This is a genomic window from Sphingomonas sp. GM_Shp_2, assembly GCF_026540875.1.
GTDB classification, from domain to species: Bacteria; Pseudomonadota; Alphaproteobacteria; order Sphingomonadales; family Sphingomonadaceae; genus Sphingomonas; species Sphingomonas carotinifaciens.
Genome location: NZ_JALNUQ010000062.1, coordinates 1 through 22,995 on the forward strand (window position 1 = coordinate 1; position 22,995 = coordinate 22,995).

Genomic DNA, 22,995 nt, shown 5'->3' on the forward strand with positions numbered 1-22,995 from the left:
AACCCCCGCCACACGGCGCCGCACCGCGATCATCCTCTCCACCTATCCCGGCAAGGCGCACCAGATGGCGCACGCCGTCGGCCTCGACGCCATCGCCTCCACCCACGCCATCCTCGAAGACATCGGCGTGCCCCCCGTCCCCGATCTGGCGCAGGCCCTCGCCACGCGCACGATTCGCTGGCCGCTTGCCGACTACCGCGCCGCGCTCGCCGCGCTCCCCCCCGCGCTGCGCGCCGACCTCCTGGCAAGCTGGGGCGAACCGGCCGGCGACGCCTTCCACTTCCCCGCCATCGCCCACGGCAACACCCTGATCGCGCTGCAGCCCGAGCGCGGCCGTCCCGACACCCGCGCCGACGACTATCACGACCTGTCGCGCTGCCCCTCCCACGCCTATGTCGCCTTCTACCTCTGGCTCCACGCCCGCGGCACCGACGCCGTCATCCATGTCGGCGCCCACGGCACCCTGGAATGGCTTCCCGGCAAGGCGGTCGCGCTGTCGGGCGCGTGCTGGCCCGACGCGCTGGTCCGCGACCTGCCCGTCCTCTACCCCTTCATCGTCAATGATCCGGGCGAGGCCGCGCAGGCCAAGCGCCGCATCGGCGCCGTCACCCTCGGCCACGCGCCCCCGCCGCTGGTCCGCGCCGGCCCCGGCGCCGGCCTCGCCCGGCTGGAGGCGCTGCTCGACGAATTCGCCAGCGCCGACGGCCTCGACCCCGCCCGCCGGGACCGGCTGCGCACCGACATCACCGACGAAGCCGCCGCCGCCGGCCTCGACATGGGCACCGACATCGCGAGCATCGACGCATTCGTCTGCGACGTGAAGGACAGCCAATATGGCGACGGCCTGCACGTCTATGGCCGCGGTCCGCAAGGGCAGGCCGAGCGCGCCGGCCTCCTGGCCGGGCTGGCCGGCGCCCATGTCCCCCCCGGCCCCGCCGGCTCGCCCCATCGCGGGCGCAGCGACGTGCTGCCCACCGGCCGCAACCTTTACACCATCGACCCGCGCGCCACCCCCTCGCGCGCCGCGCACCAGCAGGGCATCCGCCTCGCCGACGAACTCGTCCGCCGCCATCTCCAGGACGAGGGCGACTGGCTGCGCACCCTGGTGGTCGATCTCTGGGGCTCCGCCACGATGCGCACCGCGGGCGAGGAGTTCGCCATGGCGCTCCACCTGCTCGGCGTCGAGCCGGTATGGGACCACCGCTCCACCCGCGTCACCGGGTTCGAGATCCTGCCCCTCGCCCGGCTCGACCGGCCCCGTGTCGACGTCACGCTGCGCGTCTCCGGCCTGTTCCGCGACGCCTTTCCCACCCTGATCCAGCTCTTCGGCCAAGCCGTCCGCGCGCTCGCCCTTCGCGACGAACCCGTCGACCGCAACCCCTTCGTCGCCGGCGACGCAACCCCCCGCGTCTACGGCCCCGCCCCCGGACGCTACGGCGTCGGCCTGGGCGACCTTGGCGAGACCTACACGCCGCAGGCCCGGCAAGCCGCCGGCCGCGCCTGGCTCGCCGCCTCCGCCCATGCCCTCGACGCCGGCGATGCCCACGACCCCGCCGGCATCGCCGCGCGGGTCGGTGCCGCGCAGGGGTTCGTCCACGTCCAGGACCTGCCCGAAACCGACCTGCTGCTCGCCGCCGACTATGCCGCGCACGAAGCCGGCTTCGCGGCCGCCCGGGCGCTGACCGGCGGGTCGGCCGCACTCTACCATCTCGACGCCCGCGACCCCGAGCGCATCCGCGCCCGCACGCTGCCGCAAGAGATCGCCCGCGTCGTCCATGCCCGCGCCGCGCATCCCGGCTGGATCGCGGGCATGATGCGCCACGGCTTTCGCGGTGCTGCCGAGATCGCCGCTACGCTCGACCATCTCGGCGCCTTTTCGCACCTGGCGGACGCCGTCGCCCCCGAACTGTTCGACCGTTATTACGAAGCGACGCTCGCCGACCCGCAGGTCCGCGCCTTTCTCGCCGCCGCCAACCCGCAGGCCCTCGCCGCGATGGAGGCGCGTTTCGCCGCCCTCCACGCCGCCGGTCTGTGGCGCACCCGCCGCAACTCGATCGCCGCCGTCCTATGATCCGCGGCTGGTGCCCCGATGCATGGCGACCGATGATGGCCGGCGACGGCCTGCTCGTCCGCATCCGCCCGCGCCTGTCGCGCCTGACGGCCACGCAAGCGCGCGCGCTGGCACAGGCCGCACAGACGCACGGCAACGGCACGATCGACCTCACCAACCGCGCCAACCTGCAACTGCGCGGCGTGACCGAGGCTGGCTGGCCCGCCCTCCTGTCCGATCTCCAGCACCACCATCTGGTCGACGCCGACCCCGCGATGGAGGCGCGCCGCACCATCCTCACCGCCCCCGACTGGCAGGCGGGCGACGACACCCACGCCATCGCCACCGCGCTGCTGAGCCGGCTGGCCGACCTGCCCGACCTGCCGCCCAAGATGGGCTTCGCGATCGACGCCGGCCCCGCCCCGATCCTGACCCGGACGCCCGCCGACTTCCGCATCGAACGCACGAGTGACGGCGCCCTGATCCTGCGCGCAGAGGGCCGCGCCACCGGCTGCACGATCACCGCGAACGAAGCTCCCGACGCACTGATCGTGCTCGCCCGCTGGTTCCTTGCCACCGGCGGTGTGCAGGCCCGCCGCATGGCCCGCCACGCCGTGCCCCTGCCCGGCTGGGCCACCGGCCCGCACGCTCCCGCCCCGACCCGCGCCATTCCGCAACCCGCGCCCGCGGTGCGCGGCATCCCCTTCGGCCGCACCGACGCCGCCACGCTCATTGCCTTTCTCCACGCCAGTGGTGCGGAGGCACTGCGCCTCACCCCCTGGCGCCGGATGCTGGTAGAGGGTGGCACGGACGCCCCCGGCTTCCTCACCGCCTCTTCGCCGCTGATGGATGTCGATGCCTGCCCCGGCGCGCCTGCCTGTCCGCAGGCCAGCGTGGAAACCCGGCGCCTCGCCACCCGCCTTGCCCCTCTCGTCCCCGGCACGCTCCACGTCTCCGGCTGCGCCAAGCACTGCGCCCGCGCTCACCCGGCCGACATCGTTCTCACCGGCCGCGACGGTCGCTTCGACCTTGCCCACCCACCCCGATCCGGCCTGTCGCCGGATCAGGTGCTCGCCCTTTTCGGACCCCAGTGATGCCCCACTCTTACGAAACCGATGGCGCCGCCATCTATCGCCAGTCCTTCGCCACCATCCGGCGCGAGGCCGATCTGGCGCGCTTCCCGGCAGAGGAAGAACCGGTCGCCGTCCGCATGATCCACGCCGCCGGCATGGTCGAACTGGCGGCCCATATTCGCTTCACCCCCGGCTTCGCCGCCGCCGCGCGCGCCGCGCTGGCGGCGGGCGCGCCGATCCTGTGCGACGCGCACATGGTCAGCGAGGGGGTGACCCGCGCCCGCCTGCCCGCCGACAACGCCGTTCTCTGCACGCTGCGCGATCCTGCCGTCCCCGATCTGGCGCGGACGATGGGCACCACCCGCTCTGCCGCCGCGCTGGAATTGTGGCGCCCGCATCTCGCCGGGGCGCTGGTCGCGATCGGCAACGCCCCCACCGCGCTCTTCCACCTGCTCAACATGCTGGAGGACCCCGCCTGCCCGCGCCCCGCCGCCATCATCGGCTGCCCGGTCGGCTTCGTCGGCGCGGTGGAATCGAAGGAGGCGCTGCTCGCCGCGCCGCCGGTGCCGTCCGTCGCGGTCGCCGGCCGGCTGGGCGGCAGCGCGATCACCGTCGCGGCGATCAACGCATTGGCGAGCCGCGCGGAATGAGCGGCACCATCCGGGGGGTCGGCCTCGGCCCCGGCGCGCCCGACCTGATGAGCGTCCGCGCCGACCGCCTGATCCGCAGCAGCCGCCACATCGCCTTTTTCCGCAAGGCCGGTCGCACCGGCCATGCCCGCACCATCGTGCAGGGCATGTTGCGTGACGATGCGGTCGAACACGCGATGGAATATCCCGTCACCACCGAGATCGCGGTCGCCGATCCGCGATACAATGCCTGTCTCGCCGCCTTCTACGCGCGGTGGACGGAAACGCTGGCAAACGTCGCCGCCACCGGCGAGGATGTCGTGGTGCTGTGCGAGGGCGATCCCTTCTTCTACGGCTCGTTCATGCATCTCTACACCCGGCTGTCCGGTCGCGTGGGGGTGGAGGTCGTGCCCGGCATCACCGGCATGTCCGGCGCCTGGACCGCCAGCGGCGCGCCGATCACCTGGGGCGACGATGTGCTGACGATCGCGATGGCGACCCTGCCGGAGGAGGAGCTCACCCGCCGCATCCGCGATACCGACGCGCTGGTCGTGATGAAGATCGGTCGCCACCTCGCCAAGCTGCGCCGCGCGCTGGCCGCCGCCGGTCGCGCGGATCAGGCATGGCTGGTCGAACATGCCGCGATGGCGGGCGAACGCGTCACCCGCCTGTGCGACGCGCCCGCCACCGCACCCTATTTCTCGATCGCGCTGATCCACGGTCAGGGGCGCCGCCCATGATCGCCAAGGACAATCCGGGCTGGCTCGCCATCGCCGGCCTCGGCCCCGGCGACGAAGCGCTGGTCACGCCCGAGGTTACCACCGCGCTTGCGCAGGCGACCGACGTGATCGGCTATATCCCCTATGTCGCGCGCATCGCGCCGCGTGACGGCCTGACGCTCCACCCGTCGGACAACCGGGTCGAGCTGGACCGCGCCGCCCATGCCCTGGCGCTGGCCGCATCGGGCCGCCGCGTGGTCGTCGTCTCGTCGGGCGATCCCGGCGTCTTCGCCATGGCGGCGGCGGTGTTCGAGGTGGTGGAGGCGAACCCCGTCCACGCCGCGCTCGATATCCGCGTGCTGCCGGGCATCACCGCGATGCTGGCCGCCGCCGCGCGTGCCGGCGCGCCGCTCGGCCACGATTTCTGTGCGATCAACCTGTCCGACAATCTGAAGCCGCACGCGCTGATCGAACGCCGCGTGGCCCTTGCGGCCGAGGCCGATTTTGCCATGGCCTTTTACAATCCCCGCTCGCGCGCCCGGCCCGATACGCTCGACCGCGTGCTGGCGGTCCTGCGCGACACCTGCGCCGATGACCGCCCCGTGCTGTTCGCCCGCGCCGTCTCCACGCCGCAGGAGCAGCTTTCGGTCGTCCCGCTTCCCCAGGCCCGCGGCGACATGGCCGACATGCGCACCATCGTCATTGTCGGGTCCGGCACGACGCGCGTCATCCCCAGGCCGGGCACGCCCATCCTCTACACGCCGCGATCCGCGTCATGATCGATCCAGCGCAGCACCGCCGCCACGTCATGCATCTCGCGCCGGGCGGGCACCGCCGGCCGGTCGATCAGCATCACCGGCAGGCCCAGCGCCCGCGCCGCGTCCAGCTTGGCGCTCGCGCCTGTGCCCCCCGCATCCTTGGCCAGCACCAGGTCGATGCCATGCGCCACCATCAGCCGCCGATCGCCCTCGGCATCGAACGGGCCCCGGTCGATCACCAGATGATGGTGCGGCAGCGGCGGCGCCTCGCCGCCTGCCTCCACGAAGCGGAGCAGGTAGAAATGCTGCGGCCGTACCGCGAAGGCGCCGACATGCATCCGCCCCAGCGCCAGCATGATCCGGCGCGGCGGTCCTGCCAGCGCGGCGACCGCGGCGGCGATGTCGGGCACACGCTGCCACCGGTCGCCGGCTTTCGCGCGCCAGCCGGGCCGGGTCAGCGCGACCAGCGGCACGCCCGCCCGTTCGGCGGCCGCCACGGCGTTGGCGCTCATCTGCCCGGCAAAGGGGTGCGTCGCATCCACCAGATGCGTCACCCCCTCGTCGCGCAGGTATCGCACCAGCCCGTCCACGCCGCCAAAGCCGCCGACCCGCGTGGCGATCGGCTGCACGCGCGGCCGTGCGACGCGCCCGGCATAGCTCAGCACCGCCTCGTCCCCCCGCGCGGCCAGCGCCTCGGCCAGCGCACTCGCCTCGGTCGTGCCCCCCAGCACCAGGATATGACGGGAAGGCTGCTGCATGACGGACGCTAAACCCTGGCTGACGATCATCGGGATCGGCGAGGATGGACCGGCCGGCCTGTCCGCGGCAAGCCGCGCCGCGATCGCCGCCGCCGATCTCGTCGCCGGCGCCCCCCGCCACCTCGCGCTTCTCGGCGAAACCACCGCCGAAACACTCGCCTGGCCCGTCCCCTTTGCCGACGGCATCCCCCTGCTTCTCGCCCATCGCGGCCGGCGCGTGGTGATGCTCGCCTCGGGCGATCCCTTCTGGTTCGGCGCCGGCACGGTCGTCACCCGCGACCTCGCCCCCGGCGAATGGGTCGCGCATCCCGCCCCCTCCACCTTCGCGCTCGCCGCCGCCCGGCTCGGCTGGCCGCTGGAGGACACCACCTGTCTCGGCCTCCACGCCGCCCCGCTCGAACGGCTCCGCCCTCACCTCGCCCCCGCCCGGCGCCTGCTGGTCCTCCTCCGCGACGGCGAAGCGGTTGCAGACATTGGTGATTATCTGCGCAGGGCCGGTTTCGGCGCCAGCCAACTGACCGTTATGGAGGCGCTTGGCGGTCCGCGGGAGCGCATTCGCACGCTGCGGGCGACGGATGCCGTGCCCGCCGACATCGCCCACCCCGTCGCCGTCGCGGTCGCGGTGGCCGGCGATGGTGCCGTGCTTCCACTCGCGTCCGGCCGCCCCGATGACTGGTTCCTGCATGACGGACAGATCACGAAACGTGCAATTCGTGCGCTCACCCTGTCCGCGCTCGCACCGCGCCCCGGCGAGATGTTGTGGGACATCGGCACCGGTTCGGGCTCGATCGCGATCGAATGGCTGCTCGCCCATCCATCCACCGCCGCGATCGGCATCGAAGCGGACGAAACCCGCGCCGCCCGCGCGCGTGCCAACGCGGTGGCGCTCGGCGCGGACCGGCTGCGCATCATCGAGGGCCGCGCGCCGGACGCATTGGCCGATCTCCCTGATCCACAGGCGGTTTTCATCGGCGGCGGCCTGTCGAGTGAACTACTCGACCACCTCTGGCAACGCCTCTCCCGCGGCACCCGCCTCGTCACCAACGCCGTCACCCTCGAATCCGAATCCCTCCTTGCCCACCGCCACGCCGCGCACGGCGGCACGCTCCTGCGCCTCGACCTCTCCCTCGCCGCCCCGATCGGCCGCCGCCGCGGCTGGCGCGCCAGCCACCCCATCGTCCAATGGAGCATCACCCGGTGATCGTAGCCGGCTTCGGCGCCCGCGCGTCGGCAACGACGGCCGCGTTCCACGCCGCCCTGCGGCTCACCGCCCATGGCCTCCCGCCCGTCACGGTAATCGCCGCGCCACAGGATCGCGCCGCGATGCTTGACGAACTTGCCGCGCTGCTCAACCTGCCACTCGTCGCTCTGCCCCCGCACGCCCTTGTCGGCATCGCAACGCCCACCCGTTCGGCCGCAAGCCTCGGGCATCGCGGCATCGGCAGCGTGGCCGAGGCGTGCGCCCTTGCCGCCGCCGGTCCGGCGGCACGCCTTCTCGCGACGCGCCGCATCTCACCCGACCGTACCGTCACCTGCGCCATTGCCCGAGGAATCTCATCATGACCGTTCATTTCATCGGCGCCGGCCCCGGTGCGCCGGATCTGCTCACCTTGCGCGGGCGCGACCGAATCGCGGGCTCGCCCGTCTGCCTGTATGCCGGATCGCTGGTGCCGTCCGCACTGCTCGATCATTGTCCGCCCGGTGCGCGCATCGTGAACACCGCGCCGATGACGCTTGATACGATCATCGACGAGATTGCCGCAGCCCATGCCGCCGGCCACGACGTCGCGCGTCTCCATTCCGGCGACCTGTCGATCTGGTCCGCGATGGGCGAACAGCTCCGCCGCCTGCGCGCCCTCGGCATCCCCTTCACCATCACCCCCGGCGTCCCCGCCTTCGCCGCTGCCGCCGCCGCTCTGGAGGCCGAACTGACGCTCCCGGGCCTCGCCCAGTCCCTCGTCCTCACCCGCACCCCCGGCCGCGCCACCACCATGCCCCCCACCGAAACCCTCACCAACTTCGCCGCCACAGGGGCGACATTGGCAATTCACCTTTCGATTCAGAATCTTGCGTCCGTCGTTGCGGACCTGAAGGCGGGGTTTGGGGGGGAGTGTCCGGTGGCGGTTGTTTGGCGGGCGAGTTGGCCGGAGGAGCGGATCGTGCGGGGGACGCTGGACACGATCGAGGAGATGGCGGCGGAGGGGCCGGAGCGGACGGCGCTGATTCTGGTCGGACCGGTGTTGGGCGATCCATCATTCCAGGAAAGCCGTTTATATGCAGATGGTTACGATCGTCGTTTTCGGCCGGTGAGCGCATGACCACGCCCGGTCTTTTGATCGCAGCCCCCGCATCCGGCACCGGCAAGACGACCGTCATGCTGGGCCTGCTGCGGGCATTCAGCGATGCGGGCCTGAGCGTGCAGCCGTTCAAAAGTGGTCCCGATTACATCGATCCCGCTTTTCACCACGCCGCGTGCGGCCGCGCCTCGTTCAACCTGGATGGCTGGACGATGCCGGGCGCCTTGCTCGACGCATTGGGTGGCAAGGCCGGGGATGCGGACCTTGCCATCGTGGAAGGGTCAATGGGCCTTTTCGACGGGGTAGCCACGCCCGGCGCGAGCGGCACCGGCGCCAGCGCGGAGATCGCGCACCGGATGGGCTATCCGGTGATCCTCGTCCTCGACGTATCGGGCCAGACGCAATCGGCCGCAGCGACCGCGCTGGGGTTTGCACACTTCGATCCCGACCTGCCGTTCGCCGGCGTCATCCTGAACCGCGTCGCCAGTCCCCGCCACGAGCGCCTGATCCGCGCCGGCATGGCGGCACAGGGCATCCGCGTGCTGGGCGCGCTGCCCAGGCGCGGCGACCTCGTCCTGCCCGAGCGGCATCTGGGGCTGGTCCAGGCCGCCGAGCATCCCGCACTGGATGCACTGATCGCCGAATATGCCGCGTTCCTGACCGCGCATGTCGACCTGTCCGCGATCCGCGGCGCCGCGCGTGCCACGCCGCGTCCCGCCGCACCCTCCATCGCTGCCTGGGCACCGCCGGCGCAGCGCATCGCGCTGGCACAGGACGCCGCCTTTTCGTTCACCTACCCGCATCTGCTGGACGCGTGGAGAACGGCAGGCGCGCAGATCCTGCCCTTCTCCCCGCTCGCGGACGAAGCACCCGATGCATCGGCCGATCTCGTCTGGCTGCCGGGCGGCTATCCCGAACTGCATGCCGGCCGCCTTGCCGCCGCGGATCACTTCCGCAGCACACTGGCCGAACATGCCCGTACCCGGCCGATCCACGGCGAATGCGGCGGCTACATGGCGCTGGGCGAGGCGTTGATCGATGCCGGCGGCACCCGGCACCGCATGGCAGGGCTGCTCGGCCTCGTCACCAGCTACGAGAAGCGCCGCATGCATCTCGGCTACCGCGAAGCGGTGTTGAACGTCCCCATGGCCGGATTGCCCGCAGGCCGCCGTCTCGCCGGGCATGAATTTCATTATTCGACCGTCGTCACCCAGCCCGATGCGCCCTTGGCGCAGGTCCACGACGCGACCGGCGCGGCGGTGATCGAAACCGGGTCGCATCGCGGCACCGTGACCGGCACCTTCTTCCACATGGTCGCCGCGCGATGAGCGCGCCGACGGCGATAGAGCTGGCGCTGATCGGCATCGGCACCGGCAATCCCGACCACCTGACCCGCGCCGCCGAGCGCGCGATGCGCGCCGCCGACCTGATCCTGCTGCCCCGCAAGGGCGCCGCCAAGTCCGACCTGATCGACCTGCGCCGTGCGATCTGCGCCGATGTGCTGACCGGCACCACGCGTGTCGTGGAGTTCGACCTGCCGTCGCGGGAAGTGCAGCCCGACTATCTGGACGCAGTCGATCGCTGGCACGACGCGATCGCCGCGATTTGGGCGCGCGAGATCGCCACCCATCTGCCCGACGGCGGCCGCCTCGCCCTGCTCGTCTGGGGCGACCCTTCGCTTTACGACAGCACGATCCGCATCGCACGGCGGCTGGACGCCCGCATCCGCCTGTCCGTCATCCCCGGCATCACCAGCCTGCAGGCGCTGACGGCCGCACATGGCGTGCCGCTGAACGCGCTGGCCGCACCCGTGCTGGTCACCACCGGTCGCCGCCTGCGCGATGGTGGCTGGCCTTGCGGTGTCGATACGCTGGCGGTCATGCTGGACGGCCACTGCGCCTTTGCCGACCTGCCGCCGCTGGGCGTGCATATCTGGTGGGGCGCCTATCTCGGCATGCCGCATCAGGCGATCGATGCCGGGCCGCTGGCGGATGTCGCGGCGCGCATCGTCGCCATCCGCGCCGCGCTGCGGGCCGAGCATGGCTGGATCATGGACACCTATCTGCTGCGCCGGGGAGAGGATGCCCGGTGACGCCGCCGCAGTTCGATGCCGCCTTTTGCGCACAGTTCGAGCAACTGCTCGCCTGGCGCCGCGATGTCCGCCATTTCCGCACCGACCCGATACCGGCGCCGCTGTGGCAGGCGCTGCTCGCCACCGTCGCGCTTGCACCATCGGTCGGCAACGCACAGCCCTGGCGCCTCGTCCGCATCCGCAGCCCCGCCTTGCGTGCCCGGCTGGCGGCCCATGCCGACACGTGCAATGCCGACGCTGCGCGCCAACAGGCCGACCCGGCGCATTACCGCGCGTTGAAGCTCCACGGTTTGCGGGAAGCGCCCGAGATCCTTGCCGTGTTCAACGACGAGAGCCCCGCCGCCGGCCACGGCCTCGGCATCGCGACCATGCCCGAGATGCTGCGCTATTCGAGCGTGATGGCGATCCACACGCTATGGCTGGCCGCGCGAGCGCGCGGGCTGGGGCTCGGCTGGGTATCGATCCTCGATCCGCTGCCCGTCGCCGCGATGCTGGACGTGCCGGCCGGCTGGACGCTGATCGGCGTGCTGTGCCTGGGCTATCCGCAGGACCCGTCCGACATTCCCGAACTGGAACGCCGCGGCTGGCAGGCGCGCGAACCGCTTGCCGACCGCCTGTTCGAACGCTGATCTTCCAAAGGACCCTCCATGCAGTTGAAGCCCGCCGCTCCCGGTCCCTCGCTCGTCGTCTGCGATACCTGCCGCTTTTCCGCCGACGCGCGCGAGGACGAACACGGCCAGCGCGGCGGCGCGCGGCTGGCGGAGGCGCTGCGCGTGGTGCAGGCGCTCGACCCGCGTTATGCCGCGGTAACGGTGGAGACGATGCCCTGCCTGTTCGCCTGCACCGAACATTGCACCGTGCATCTGCGCGCGGCGGCCAAGGTCGGCTATGTCCTTGGCCGCTTCGCGCCCGACGCGGACGCGGCACGCGCGCTGCTCGATTACGCGACCGCCTATGCCGACAGCGAGCACGGCCGCGTCCCCTTCAAGCAGTGGCCGGAAGGGGTGAAGGGACATTTCATCGTCCGCACCCCGCCGGAGGGGATGCTGGTCGAATAGCTATCGCCCCTCGACCTCGCGCCCGATCGGATACAGCAGGTGGCGATCATCGGCATAGGGCGAGCGCGCCACGAACCAGGCCAGCCGCGCCGCGCCATCGGCGGCAAAGGCCGGGTCGTGGCGCAGCCGATCCTCGAACGCCGCCTTAAGCGCCGGATCGCGTGCCAGCATCGCTTCCGCCATCGGTGCGCTGGCGTAGCGCTCCATCCCGCCATCCGCCTGCAGCATTTCCGGGAAGAAGCCCCAGGCGAGCAGCGAGTCGACCGCCTCCGGCTCCAGCAACGCGGCCGCGAGCAGCCCGCGCGGCTGATCATAGGGCACACGTACCGATCCGGCGCGCCACAGCGCGGCCTCCGGCGCATGATGGAAGCCGCCGGCGGACAGCATCACCCGGCCATCGGTGACCGGCCCCAGCCTGGGTTCGCTCAGGCGCACGCGGTCCAGCGTCATTTCGCGCGGCGCGGTGATCCGTTCGTACCGGATGCCGTGCAGGTCCAGCCGGGATATCACTGCGGTGGCGCTCGCCGGCACCCACCATGCGCGCGGCGGCGTCACCTGTGCCACTGCATCCTGTCCGATCACCGGCACGCGGGTTTCCTCCGTGCGCGCGAGATAGCGGAGTTCCTCTTCCCCCGAGGCAGGCGAGCGATAGCGTTCCGCCGCCATGGCGGTGAAGGGCACCTGCGCGATCGGGGTCGAGCGACGTTCCCATTTCACGGTCAGCGTATCGGGCCGTGCAGCACGGTCCGCGGCGATCGCGGCCCGTAGCGCGGGCAGGTCGCGGGCGGTCTGGCGGATCGCCCCTTCCATCATCGCATAGGCGCCCAGCACGCGTTGCCGATAGGGTTTCAGGCAGTGCATTTCGACCAGCACCGTGGGGATGCGGGCATAGTCGCCATAGCCGGTCGAATAGCGCGGCCCTTCCGAGGCGAAGCGCAATCCCTTGGACAGATCGCGCTCGTCGATCGCGCTGGGATAAAAATGCGGGTGGTGCCCCATCCGGCGCACAAAGGGATCGACGCCGGCCTGAAACGACCCGTTCAGCCACGCCGTGATCGCGGGCGACTGGGTATAGGTGCCCCAGGCGGCAAAGGTATAGGTCACGTCGTACCCGTGATCGAACCCGTCCGACACGTGCATGTCGAGATACAGTACCGGGTCCAGCTGCCGCAGCAGCGCCAGCATCCCTTGCGTCTCGGGTGCGTCGGCCTTGGCGTAATCGCGGTTCAGGTTGATCCCCTGCGGCGTCGATCGTTCGCCCGGATTGTTCGGCCCGCGCTGGTTGGGTCGGTTATACGGGCTCGCCCGTTCATGCCCGTCGGCATTGTAGATCGGCACGAACACGATATCGACCTGCGCCAGCAGATCCGCCTTGTCGCGCAGGGCAATGTCGCGCAACAGCATCAATCCGGCATCCTTGCCGTCGATCTCGCCGGAATGGATGCCCGCCTGGATCAGCACGACGGGCTTGCCCGCGGCACCACGATGCGCCCGCACCGCATAGAGCGCGCGCCCCTCCGATGTCCGGCCGAACACCTCGCGCGACAGCAGCGGCGATGCAGCGACCAGCCGGTCGATCCATGCATGCGTTTCGGCATAGGAAGGCGTGGCCGTGAAGCCGTTCGCCTCGGCCGGGGTGATCCAGGGATCGCCCGGCTTGGCGATCAGCGCCTCGCTCCGCCCCGACCAGGGCATGACCGGCGGCAGGGTGACGCGGGGCCGCGCCGGATCCTGCGCAGGCGAATTCACATTCGGTGTCGGGTCGGGGGTCGGCTGGATCATGGCCAACGACAGCAGCAGCGGGTATAATGGCGACACGTACACTCCATAAGAGGTCAAAGCCCGAGCGGAACCGGTCGATCCCGGCATGCCCGCCGTTTTCACCTTGCACCGCAACACAGTCCCACTATGAGACGGTGTATCATAACGCAAGCTGCAATGACGGCGTACGGGGACAAGCATGACGATGACGACGACGACGCGGGTGCCGATGGGCGGGCGCGCGCGCTGGCTGGCGATGGCCGCGATCCTGTTTGCCGCGCCTGCGCTGCCGGCAGCGGCGCAACAGGCGGAGGCCGCCGACGACGACCATGCGCATGCGCACGATCATGACAATGTCGACGATATCGTCGTGCTCGGCCGCCGCCGGGTCGACCGGGTCAATGGCTCCGACATCGTCACCGAGCGTATGTCGCAGGCCAGCATCGCGCTCGATCGCAGCATTCTGGACGATTATGGCGTGCGCCGCTTGGCCGACGCGCTGGAACTGGTCAGCGGTATTTCGCAGCAGAACAATCTGGGTGGCCTGCGCGATAATTATGCGATCCGCGGCTTTCTGGGCACGCCGGATACCGGCGCGGAATATTTCGTCGACGGCTTTCTGGCCAATCGTGGCTTCGGCCCGCCGCGCGATCCCGCCAATGTCGAGCGTATCGAGGTGCTGAAAGGTCCGGTCGGCGCGGTGTTCGGCGCGGTCGATCCTGCCGGCATCGTCAATGTCGTGACCAAGAAGCCGCAGTTCCGCACCGGTGCCGGGGCCACGGTCAGCGGCGGCTCCTTCGGCACGTGGCGGGTGGAGGCCGATGTCGAATCGCTCCTCGACCCCCGCTTCTCGATCCGGCTGGTCGGCGCGATCGAGAACAGCGACGGCTTTCGCGATTATGTCGACCTGCGCCGCCGCCTGTTCGCGCCCTCGGCGAGCTGGCGCCCCCTCGACGGCACGACCCTCACCTATCAGGGCGAATATATCGAGTTCCGCTCACCCTTCGACCGCGGCATCCCGGCGATCGGCAACGATGCGGAGGCCGTGTCGCGCCGGCGCTTCCTGGGCGAGCCGGCGGACGGCCGCGTATCCTCCACCAACTGGCGGCATGAGGTGACGCTGGAACAGGATCTGGGCGGAAGCTGGACGATAGTGGGCGGTGCGGCTTACCGCGACGCCACGATCCGCGGCTTCTCCACCGAGACATCGTCGCTACCGGTGAACGGCGTCGTACGGCGCCAGCGTCGCTATCGCGACTGGAACCTGACCGACTGGTCGGGGCGGGCGGAGATGCGTGGCACCGTCGATCTGCTCGGCCTGCATCGGCCGAGCTTCGGCGTGACGCTCTACGACCTGGATTTCGACACCTATCAGGAACGCTTCCGCCCCAGCGCCGCCAATCCCTACCCAATCGATGTCTTCAATCCCGTCTATGGCGGCACGGCGGGCCCGCTTGTCCCCTTCACCGTCACGGCGGAGCGACGCAAGTCGGTCGCCGCCTATGCGCAGGACATGTGGGAGGTCACCGACAGCTTCAGCGTCGTGGGCGGCATGCGCTATGAAAATCTGAACCAGACGATCGACAACAAGATTGCCGGCCGCATCAGCCGGCTGACGCGCAACCCGCTCGAATTTCGCGGCGGCGTGCGCTTCCGCCCCGATCCCCGCTTCGCCTTCCACGCCAATTGGGGCGAGGGGTTCCGCGCCAATTCCAGCGTCGATCGCAACGGCCTTCCCTTCGCCCCCGAAACCGGTCGCGGGTGGGAGGTCGGCGCCAAGGTCGTGCTGCCGGCCTTCCGTGCCGCGGCAAGCTGGTTCCACGTTTCCAAGCAGAACGTGCTGGTCACCGATCTGGCGGAACCGAACTTCCTCACCACCGGGCGCATCCGCTCGCAGGGCGTGGAGTTCGACGGCGAGGTCGACCTGGCGCGCGGGGTACGGCTGATCGGCAACTACGCCTTTACCGATGCAAAGGCGCGCGACCCGAACATCCCCAGCTCCGACGTGCTGAACGTGCCTCGCCATGCCGGTACGCTGCAACTGTTCGCAACGGTGCCCGTGGGGGCGCAGCATGTCGATCTCGCGGCCGGCGCCAGCTATGTCGGCCCCCGCGCCGCGGCGCTGGACGGCAGCGACCTGCGCCTGGACGGCTATGTGAAAGCAAAGGCAAGCATCGGATACGCGCTGACCGACCGGATCACCGCGCGTATCGAGGTCGATAACATCCTGAACCAGACCTATGCGCAAAGCAGCTACAGCGCACAATGGATCTACCCCGGCACCCCGCGCTCGGTGCTGGCATCGCTGTCGGTACGCTATTGAAGGGCGGGGCCGCTGGCGGAGACGGAGGGATTCGAACCCTCGGTACGGTTTCCCGTACGACGCTTTAGCAAAGCGTTGGTTTCAGCCACTCACCCACGTCTCCGGATGCGGCGAGCCGCGGCTATAGCGGGGCCGGGGGAGGCGATCAACCAGGACTTGCACCCATTGCGACGAGAAATTGCGGTATCAGCGCAAACGTCGTTCATTGCGTCGCAAGGCCCGGGCTGGTTAAGCTTGTGCCCATGCCGTCTAGCGGGGGAAGTGTGAAGTGAAGCGGAGCATCTGGATCGCAGCGGCCACCGCGCTGATGGCCGCCGGCGGGCCCGGCACGGCGCAGGTGCGCACCATCGATCCCAATCAGGCGATCGACAGCGACCTGCAGACGCAGCCGTCGCCGCCGCCGCGCGCCACCACGCCCTCGCGCCCTGCGCAGCCCGCCCCGGTACCGCCGCAGGATACGCCATCACCGCCGCCGCCCGCCACCACCGGCCAGAGCGGATCGGAGGCCCGCGCCACCGCCACCACCCAAGCCTCCGAAACCTTCGAGCGGGACGACCTGCTGGCAGCGGGCGAGGGCGTGTTCGGCAAGGGCGCGGAAGGCCTGGGCGGGATGTTGGAGCGCATCCTGAAGGAACAGGGCCGCCCCAACGCCTATATCGCCGGCCGCGAAGCCTCCGGCGCGTTCGTCGTCGGCGTCCGCTACGGATCGGGCATCATGACGCACAAGGTGGAGGGCCAGATGCCGGTCTACTGGACCGGTCCGTCGCTCGGCTTCGATATCGGTGGCGATGCCAACAAGGTCTTCGTCCTCGTCTACAACCTCTACGACACCGAGGAGCTGTTCCACCGCTTCCCGGCCGCGGAGGGCCGGCTGTATTTCGTCGGCGGGTTCGCCGCCACCTATTTGCGCCGCGGCAACGTCGTGCTGATCCCGGTGCGCCTGGGCGTCGGCTGGCGCGCGGGCGTGAATGTCGGCTATATGAACTTCACCCACAATTCGCGCTGGCTGCCCTTCTGATCCGGCCGGGGGAGCCATCCGCTCCCCCGCCCCGCACGATCAGCCGAACGCCACCGATTCGAACTTGATCGGCGCGCCGGTCGGCGCGTCGGCCAGCGTATCTTCCCACATCGCCATCTGGCCGCGGACGATCGTGCCGATCGGCTTGCCGGTCAGCTCCACGCCCGTGAAGGGCGACCAGCCACAGCGCGATTGCAGCCACGGCTCTTCGACGGTCCACCGCTTCTTCAGGTCGACGATCGTGAAGTCGGCGTCATAGCCCGCCGCGATCCGCCCCTTGCCGACGATGCCGAACACGCGCTGCGCACCCGCGCTGGTCAGCTCGATCACGCGTTGCAGGGTCAGCCGGCCGTGAGCGGCATGGTCGAGCAGCAGCGGCAGCAGCGTCTGCACCCCGGGCATGCCGCTGGGCGACTGCGGATAGGGCTTGGCCTTTTCCTCCACCGTGTGCGGCGCATGGTCGGAACCGATGACGTCGGGCACGCCCTGGTTCAGCCAGTGCCACAGGCCGTCGCGGTGCGCGCCCGAGCGGATCGGCGGGTTCATCTGCGCCCAGGTGCCGAGGCGCGGATACGCCTCTTCGCCCGCCAGCGTCAGGTGTTGCGGCGTCACCTCGCAGGTCGCGATGTCCTTGTGCCCGGCGATATATTCCAGTTCGGCGGGCGTGGTGACGTGCAGGATATGGATGCGCCGCCCCGCCTCGCGCGCCAGCCGCAGGATGCGACGCGTGGCCAGCAAGGCGCTCTCGTCGTCGCGCCATACGGGGTGCGAGGCGGGATCGCCATCGATCCGTTCGGACAGGCGCGAGTTCATCCGGTCCTCGTCCTCGGCATGGATCGCGACGCGGCGCGCCCCGTGACGCAGCACCTCGCTGAGCGTTTCATCGTCGCTGACCAGCAGGTCGCCGGTGGAGGCGCCCATGAAGATCTTCACCCCCGCAGTGCCCGGCATCCGTTCCAGCTCGGCCAGCGCCTGCGGATTGTGGTGCGTCGCGCCGACATAAAAGGCATGGTCGCAATACATGCCCTTGGCGCGGGACAGCTTGTCGGCGATCGCCTCGGCTGAATCGGTGTTCGGCTTGGTGTTGGGCATTTCGAACACCGCGGTCACGCCGCCCATCACCGCCGCGCGGCTGCCGCTCGCCAGATCCTCCTTGTGGACCAGGCCGGGCTCGCGGAAATGCACCTGCGTGTCGATCACGCCGGGCAGGATGTCGAGCCCGGTGCAATCGACGCGGCGCCCCGCATCGCCCACCGACCCGATATGGACGATCCGCCCGTCCCGCACCCCGACATCGGCGCGGATGGGGCCACCGGGGGTGTGCACGGTGCCGCCGGTGAGGGTGAGGTCGAACGTCGTCATGGCCGGGCCTTTCACGGTTGCGTGCGCCCTCCTACCTTGAGGGCATGAACGAGACCACCCCGGGAACGACCCTTGAAACCCGCGCCGTGCTGCGCCTGTCCGGCGACGATGTTCGCGGCTTCCTGCAGGGGCTGGTGACGCAGGACGTCGCGCTGCTCACCCCGCAGACGCCGCAATGGACCGCGCTGCTCAGCCCCCAGGGCAAGGTCCTGTTCGATTTCCTGCTCTGGGCGGACGAGGATGCGGTGCTGATCGATGCGGAGGCGGATCAGGCGGAGGCGTTGTCGCGCCGCCTCGCACTATATCGCCTGCGCCGCGCGATCACCATCGAACGCACCGATCTGGCGGTGCACTGGAGCGTGCAGGGCGACCGCGGTGTGCCCGATCCACGCCTCGCCGCGCTCGGCCATCGCTGGCTCGCCCCCGCGGGCGTGGCGGCGCAAGGCTGGGACGCGCATCGCCTTCGCCTCGGCGTCACCGAAGGGGTGGGCGAACTCGGCGCGGGCGAAACCCTGTGGCTGGAATGCAATGCCCGCGAGTTGAACGGCGTCAGCTTCACCAAGGGCTGTTATGTCGGGCAGGAGAATACCGCGCGGATGCATCACCGGTCCAAGGTCAACCGCCGCCTGATCGTCGCGCCGCTCGGCGAGGCGGGCGACCGCACACGCGCCACCTATCCCGAACTCGGCCTGATGGTGGAACATCGCCGGGTGGAGGCATTGGGTGACGCGCTGATACCGGCCTGGCTGGCTCCCGCGCTGGCATAAGGCATCAGCGCCGCGCGGCGACGTGCCGCGCGATGGTGGCGAACACCGCATCGCGCGCCGCGGCACTTGCCTGCGTATCCGTCAGGAAGATGGCGAGTATCGCCGGGTCGCGGCCGGGCGCGTGGAACCATGCGACGTCGTTGGCCGTGCCGTTGGCGCCGCTGCCCGTCTTGTCGCCGACGCTCCAGCTGTCGGGAAGACCCGCGCGGATGCGGGGCAGGCCGGTGCGCGTCTGCGTCATCCATCGTCGCAGCAACGCACGGGATGGGGGACGCAGACTGTCCCCCTCCAGGATCCGACCCGCCAGCCGTGCCATCGCTGCGGGGGTGGTCGTATCACGCGAATCGCCGGGCAGCGCACTGTTCAGATCGGGTTCCCACCGGTCGAGCCGTGTCGCCCGATCGCCCAGGCTCTGCGCATAGGCGGTGATCCCCGCGGGCCCGCCCAGTCGCCGCAGCAACAGGTTCGCAGCGACGTTGTCGCTCTCCCGCATCGCCGCCGCACAAAGATCGGCCAGGGTCATCGTGCCCCCGATATGCGGCCCGGTGACCGGCGCATGCGCGACCCGGTCCGCCTCGCGCACCGCCACGCGCGCATCCAGATGATCGCGGCGTCCGTCGACCCGTGTCAGGATCGCCGCGACGGCGAGCAGCTTGAACGTGCTGCACATGGGGAAGCGCTGCTCCAGCCGATGGCCGCGCAACATCCCCGTCCGTGGCACGAAATGGGCCACGCCCAGACGGCCGCCGATCCGCCGCTCCAGATCAGCGGCAAGGTCCGCAAGATTGCGCGGTGCTGCCATGGCCTGGCGCGCGCCAACCACCGGTGCCGCGATCATGCCCGCCAGCAGCGCGCGTCGGCAAAGGTCAGGGGATGGATCGAACATGAAAGGCTCCATCCGCGATGGCCGAAGTCCGGTGACATAGGGTCGATTCAAACCCCGTCCGCCGCGGATCAACGTCGGGAAGCGGCAACGCCGCGCACCGAGACGGTGTATCGGAGATGTTGCCGAATGCAGCGCTATCGATACGCGCTCCGGATACGCCCGAACCCCATCTCGCTTCGACAGGAACGGGCCGAGGGGGATGTCATCTTGTCCCAAGCGGGCCGGGCAGCCGAAGCGCGCTCAGGACGCCCTTTCCGGGCCATCGACATGCCGCTCCCTGAGGCCCGCAAAACAAAAGGGAGGCCGACTTGCGTCGACCTCCCTCTCGCGTGTCAGCCAAAGGCTGGCTGGGCTTACTGGCCCGAGCCGGGCCCGTAGGTGACTTCCACGCGACGGTTCTGCACTTCGCGCACGCCGTCGGCGGTCTGGACGCGCAGGCGGGTTTCGCCGAACGCTTCCGTCGAGATCACGCCGTCCGGGATCGAACGCGAGGTCATGTACGCCTTCACCGCGTCTGCACGACGCTGCGAGAGGCCCACATTGTACTGCGCGGCGCCCGAGGTGTCGGTGTAACCGGCCAGCATGACCTGTGCGTTGCCGCACGACTGGTACTGCGTGACGGCGTTGTCGAGGATCGACGCGGCCTCCGGGGTGATGTCCGACTTGTCCCACTCGAAGAACACGATGAACGGACCCGGCGAGCACACCACTTCCGGAGCCGGCGGCGGCGGCGGAGGCGGAGGAGGAGGCGGCGGCGGCGGCGGCGGCGGCGGCGGCGGCGGAGGCGTCGGCTCACCGAAGTTGTAGGTCAGGCCACCCAGGATCGAGTGCGACCGGAAACGACCGTCATGCGTGTTGTTCGCGATGTCGACCAGACGGACGTTCTCGGCGTTGAAGAAGCGATACTTCAGCGTCGCGTCCAGGTTCTCGCTCAGCGGCGCGCGGATACCCGCAAGAGCCTGCCATGCGAAGACCGTGTCCGAGTCGTCCAGGAAGTCTGCACGCTGGTTCAGCGCGTAGTTCGCCTTGACGCGTGCAACGCCGACGCCGCCGCCGACAAAGCCCTGGATCGAGTCGTCTTCACCGAAGTCGAGCAGGCCGTTCAGCATGAAGCTGAGCGCCGAGCTGGAACCGCCGGCAACGTCATAGTTGCCCGCTGCAACGGTGCCCGCACCGATGCCGGTGTTGGTCAGCGTGGTCGACGAGAAGCCGTCCACGGTTGCCTTGCGATAGCCGACCTCGGTTTCGAGGCGGAAACCGCCGAAATCATAACCCATCACGGCATCGACGTCGTAGCCGTAATCATGGTCGACGCTAGCCACGCCGGTGCGCGAGCCGGTGATATCATAATCGATATCTTCGACGATCATCGCACCGCCTTCGACGCCTACGTACCACGACTTGTCGCGGGCGAGGGCGGGCGAAGCCAGAGCGGTGGAGGCGAGTGCCAGAACAATGGCAATCTTCCGCATCATAGTCCCCTTTCTTGGTTGTCACTACGGACAGCGCAAACTCACTATCGGAGGGTTGGTTTCCGTGCAAGCTGACAAAAACCGCAAGGTGTTGCTCGAAAGGCACAACTTTCGTCGGCAGCCGGACCGTTCTGGACTGGCGACGAAACGATCACTCCGCCGGATTACCTCTACGTAAGCGGCCGCGGGTCAGCCGCTGATCCAGCCATGCGCCCGCATCAGCGCCAGCATGGAACCGATCGCCACGCGCGCCTCGGCATCGATCACGTCGCCGCCCGCCGGGGCACCGATCACCGGCACCGGCCCCGCCCTCCGCCAGGCCTCGCCATCGAACCGTGCCGGGCTGCGATCCGCCCGGTTCCATACTGCGAACCCGGCCCAGGGAACCACGAAGCGCCACCCGCCCCCGGTCCACCCCGCCAGCGCGTCGGCATGCCCGGCCCAGGCACCTTCCGGCGTCCGCCCGATCACCCATGCCTCCCCCGGTACGGGTGCGGCCGGCGGCGCATTGCGCCCGACCTCCACCACCGCCGGCTGTACCGCCAGGTCGATCAGCGCCAGCGCCTCGTTGTGCGTGACCTCCTTTTGCGCCTGCCCCGCCGCCAGCAACGGCAACCGCATCCGCGCACTCATCTCCGTCATGCCCCGTTCCTCCCCTTTTCCCCGTTCACGTGATCGTCAGCACCAGCGGCGGCGATTCCGCCAGCGTGCCGCGCTGGCGTATCGTGACCACCGTGCCCGGCGGTGCGTCGACGTCCAGCCGCGGTTCCGCCGTGTCCACCTCCGTTCCGTTCACGCTCACCCGATAGGCTTCGCGCTCTTCGCCCAGCGGCACGTCGACACCGTCCAGCCAGCGCCAACCCGCCCGGCTACGGCGTGTCCAGGCGATCGCCACCCGTCCGTCCGCCAGCCTGTGCTGACGCGCACCGACCGGCATTGGCGGCCGGACGGAGGCGCCTGTGATCAGCACGCTGGCGGTCACCCCTTCGATGCCGTCACCCACCCCGTGCGCCATCACGTCCACCCGGCGACCGAGCGCCGCGACCGGCAGGTCGATCGTCCGCGCCGCGCCCGCCTCCAGCAGGATGAAGCGGTCGCCGGGCCGCTGCCGGCCGATCGCCGCCTCCGTACCCCGCAGGCCACGACGCAGCCCCTCCAGCCGCCAGCGGCCGCCACCGGCCGCGACGCCCCGCGCGAACTGGATCAGTTCGTCCCCCAGCAGCGCCAGGTTCGCGCCCCCGTCCAGCGCCGCATCATCGGCATCGTGCAACCGCCCCTCGACATGGACGACAAGGGCCGCCCGGTCGTCGACCAGCGCCGCCGATCCCCCCGGCGAAAGCGCCACGATCGTTCCCATCACCGCAGGCGCCGCGGTCATCCCCGCCGCCACCCAGCTTGCCCCTTGGTCCAGGCTGTAGTGCAGGCTGGCGGAGCGCCATCCCGCGCCCCCCGCCGCCGCCACCGTCAGCCGCGGCGCGGCCAGCACCGCATCGTCCAGCGCCGGCGTCTCGAACACCGCCAGCCGCGTCGCCCCCGCAACCCGGTCCGCGGCGCCGGCATGCCGGCCCGATGCGGCGGACAGCGCCACGCCGGCAGGGACCAGCGGCACCAGTTCCAGCCGCACCACCATCGCCTCCACCGCCGCCTCGGTGACGCGCCACACGCCGTCCTCGCCCGCGATCCGCACCGTGTCGCCCGGGCCGATGCCCATATGGTCCGCGTCCAGCGTCACCGTGCGTCGCATCCGCGCGCCCTCCGCCCGCGCCAGCAGTGCGTTTGCCAGCGTCTTGGCCTCCCCCGCCGGGATCGCCGCGGGCAGGTCCAGCCGCACCTCGCGCACGCCGCTGCCCGGCCGCCGCGCATGCTGCACGCCCAGTTGATAGTCGCGCGCCGGATCGTGATGCGCCACCACCGCGCGCACCGGTACGCTGTCGTCCGCCGCCAGCCGCCGCCCGCCCGCCGCCCGGTTCCC

22 protein-coding genes and 1 tRNA gene are annotated in these 22,995 nt (G+C 70.4%); 15 read left to right on the forward strand and 8 right to left on the reverse strand.

Going from position 1 to position 22,995, the window contains the following annotated elements; translation table 11 throughout:
• From OXR08_RS16725 to cobJ, 5 genes are all read left to right on the forward strand, one after another.
• Positions 1-2,071, forward strand: a 2,071-nt coding sequence (locus tag OXR08_RS16725; RefSeq protein WP_267351596.1) for a cobaltochelatase subunit CobN, incomplete at its 5' end; no start/stop codon positions are given.
• A 32-nt stretch (positions 2,072-2,103) separates the two neighbouring features.
• Positions 2,104-3,144, forward strand: coding sequence for a cobalamin biosynthesis protein CobG (locus OXR08_RS16730; RefSeq protein ID WP_267351598.1), 1,041 nt, complete (start codon positions 2,104-2,106; stop codon positions 3,142-3,144).
• On the forward strand, positions 3,144-3,773 hold the full coding sequence (locus OXR08_RS16735; protein ID WP_267351600.1) for a precorrin-8X methylmutase: 630 nt from the start codon (positions 3,144-3,146) through the stop codon (positions 3,771-3,773). Before OXR08_RS16730 ends, OXR08_RS16735 begins: the two co-directional genes overlap by 1 nt.
• Positions 3,770-4,492, forward strand: a complete 723-nt coding sequence (gene cobI / locus OXR08_RS16740; RefSeq protein ID WP_267351602.1) for a precorrin-2 C(20)-methyltransferase — start codon at positions 3,770-3,772, stop codon at positions 4,490-4,492. The genes OXR08_RS16735 and cobI overlap by 4 nt, the downstream gene beginning before the upstream one ends.
• Positions 4,489-5,250, forward strand: a complete 762-nt coding sequence (gene cobJ, locus OXR08_RS16745; protein ID WP_267351604.1) for a precorrin-3B C(17)-methyltransferase — start codon at positions 4,489-4,491, stop codon at positions 5,248-5,250. Before cobI ends, cobJ begins: the two co-directional genes overlap by 4 nt.
• Here cobJ and OXR08_RS16750 read toward each other — a convergent pair.
• Positions 5,226-5,987 carry a cobalt-precorrin-6A reductase gene (locus OXR08_RS16750; protein WP_267351606.1) on the reverse strand — a complete coding sequence of 254 codons (762 nt, stop codon included), beginning with the start codon at positions 5,985-5,987 and terminating at the stop codon, positions 5,226-5,228. The two genes, cobJ and OXR08_RS16750, sit on opposite strands and share 25 nt — an antisense overlap.
• Between OXR08_RS16750 and cbiE the strand changes: the two genes are divergently transcribed.
• The 7 genes from cbiE to OXR08_RS16785 are packed head-to-tail and all read left to right on the forward strand — an operon-like array spanning position 5,986 to position 11,434.
• Positions 5,986-7,188, forward strand: coding sequence for a precorrin-6y C5,15-methyltransferase (decarboxylating) subunit CbiE (cbiE, locus tag OXR08_RS16755; protein WP_267351608.1), 1,203 nt, complete (start codon positions 5,986-5,988; stop codon positions 7,186-7,188). The two genes, OXR08_RS16750 and cbiE, sit on opposite strands and share 2 nt — an antisense overlap.
• The gene (locus tag OXR08_RS16760) at positions 7,185-7,550 is read left to right on the forward strand and encodes a cobalamin biosynthesis protein (protein ID WP_267351610.1); all 366 of its coding nucleotides are present in this window, start codon (positions 7,185-7,187) and stop codon (positions 7,548-7,550) included. The genes cbiE and OXR08_RS16760 overlap by 4 nt, the downstream gene beginning before the upstream one ends.
• Positions 7,547-8,305 carry a precorrin-4 C(11)-methyltransferase gene (gene cobM, locus OXR08_RS16765; RefSeq protein WP_112384048.1) on the forward strand — a complete coding sequence of 253 codons (759 nt, stop codon included), beginning with the start codon at positions 7,547-7,549 and terminating at the stop codon, positions 8,303-8,305. Before OXR08_RS16760 ends, cobM begins: the two co-directional genes overlap by 4 nt.
• On the forward strand, positions 8,302-9,612 hold the full coding sequence (locus tag OXR08_RS16770) for a cobyrinate a,c-diamide synthase (RefSeq protein ID WP_267351613.1): 1,311 nt from the start codon (positions 8,302-8,304) through the stop codon (positions 9,610-9,612). Before cobM ends, OXR08_RS16770 begins: the two co-directional genes overlap by 4 nt.
• The gene (cobF, locus tag OXR08_RS16775) at positions 9,609-10,376 is read left to right on the forward strand and encodes a precorrin-6A synthase (deacetylating) (RefSeq protein ID WP_267351615.1); all 768 of its coding nucleotides are present in this window, start codon (positions 9,609-9,611) and stop codon (positions 10,374-10,376) included. Before OXR08_RS16770 ends, cobF begins: the two co-directional genes overlap by 4 nt.
• The gene (bluB, locus tag OXR08_RS16780) at positions 10,373-11,005 is read left to right on the forward strand and encodes a 5,6-dimethylbenzimidazole synthase (protein WP_267351617.1); all 633 of its coding nucleotides are present in this window, start codon (positions 10,373-10,375) and stop codon (positions 11,003-11,005) included. The genes cobF and bluB overlap by 4 nt, the downstream gene beginning before the upstream one ends.
• 18 nt (positions 11,006-11,023) lie before the next feature.
• A complete protein-coding gene (locus OXR08_RS16785) occupies positions 11,024-11,434 on the forward strand; it encodes a DUF1636 domain-containing protein (protein WP_149682802.1) in 411 nt (136 codons plus the stop codon).
• Here OXR08_RS16785 and OXR08_RS16790 read toward each other — a convergent pair whose 3' ends face one another.
• Complete coding sequence (locus tag OXR08_RS16790; RefSeq protein WP_267351621.1) at positions 11,435-13,216, reverse strand: M14 family metallopeptidase; 1,782 nt, start codon at positions 13,214-13,216, stop codon at positions 11,435-11,437. It abuts the gene before it with no gap.
• Between the two features lie 178 nt (positions 13,217-13,394).
• Here OXR08_RS16790 and OXR08_RS16795 point away from each other — a divergent pair, with 178 nt between their 5' ends.
• Positions 13,395-15,518, forward strand: a complete 2,124-nt coding sequence (locus OXR08_RS16795) for a TonB-dependent siderophore receptor (RefSeq protein ID WP_267351623.1) — start codon at positions 13,395-13,397, stop codon at positions 15,516-15,518.
• Between the two features lie 13 nt (positions 15,519-15,531).
• On the opposite strand, the gene OXR08_RS16800 is transcribed toward OXR08_RS16795, so the two are convergent.
• Positions 15,532-15,621, reverse strand: a tRNA-Ser gene (locus tag OXR08_RS16800).
• A 204-nt stretch (positions 15,622-15,825) separates the two neighbouring features.
• Between OXR08_RS16800 and OXR08_RS16805 the strand changes: the two genes are divergently transcribed.
• Positions 15,826-16,536 (forward strand): DUF1134 domain-containing protein, encoded by a 711-nt coding sequence (locus tag OXR08_RS16805; protein WP_267351634.1) that lies wholly within the window; start codon positions 15,826-15,828, stop codon positions 16,534-16,536.
• Between the two features lie 39 nt (positions 16,537-16,575).
• On the opposite strand, the gene OXR08_RS16810 is transcribed toward OXR08_RS16805, so the two are convergent.
• Positions 16,576-17,898 (reverse strand): dihydroorotase, encoded by a 1,323-nt coding sequence (locus tag OXR08_RS16810; RefSeq protein WP_267351625.1) that lies wholly within the window; start codon positions 17,896-17,898, stop codon positions 16,576-16,578.
• A 44-nt stretch (positions 17,899-17,942) separates the two neighbouring features.
• Between OXR08_RS16810 and OXR08_RS16815 the strand changes: the two genes are divergently transcribed.
• On the forward strand, positions 17,943-18,665 hold the full coding sequence (locus tag OXR08_RS16815) for a folate-binding protein (RefSeq protein WP_267351627.1): 723 nt from the start codon (positions 17,943-17,945) through the stop codon (positions 18,663-18,665).
• Positions 18,666-18,669: 4 nt separating this feature from the next.
• Here the strand turns inward: OXR08_RS16815 and bla are convergent, their stop codons facing one another.
• From bla to OXR08_RS16835, 4 genes are all read right to left on the reverse strand, one after another.
• Complete coding sequence (gene bla / locus OXR08_RS16820; RefSeq protein ID WP_267351629.1) at positions 18,670-19,551, reverse strand: class A beta-lactamase; 882 nt, start codon at positions 19,549-19,551, stop codon at positions 18,670-18,672.
• A gap of 353 nt (positions 19,552-19,904) precedes the next feature.
• Positions 19,905-21,023 (reverse strand): OmpA family protein, encoded by a 1,119-nt coding sequence (locus OXR08_RS16825; RefSeq protein ID WP_112384063.1) that lies wholly within the window; start codon positions 21,021-21,023, stop codon positions 19,905-19,907.
• Positions 21,024-21,212: 189 nt separating this feature from the next.
• Positions 21,213-21,665, reverse strand: coding sequence for a DUF2793 domain-containing protein (locus OXR08_RS16830; RefSeq protein ID WP_267351632.1), 453 nt, complete (start codon positions 21,663-21,665; stop codon positions 21,213-21,215).
• A 25-nt stretch (positions 21,666-21,690) separates the two neighbouring features.
• A partial coding sequence (locus OXR08_RS16835; RefSeq protein WP_267351633.1) for a phage tail protein occupies positions 21,691-22,995 on the reverse strand: 1,305 nt, incomplete at its 5' end.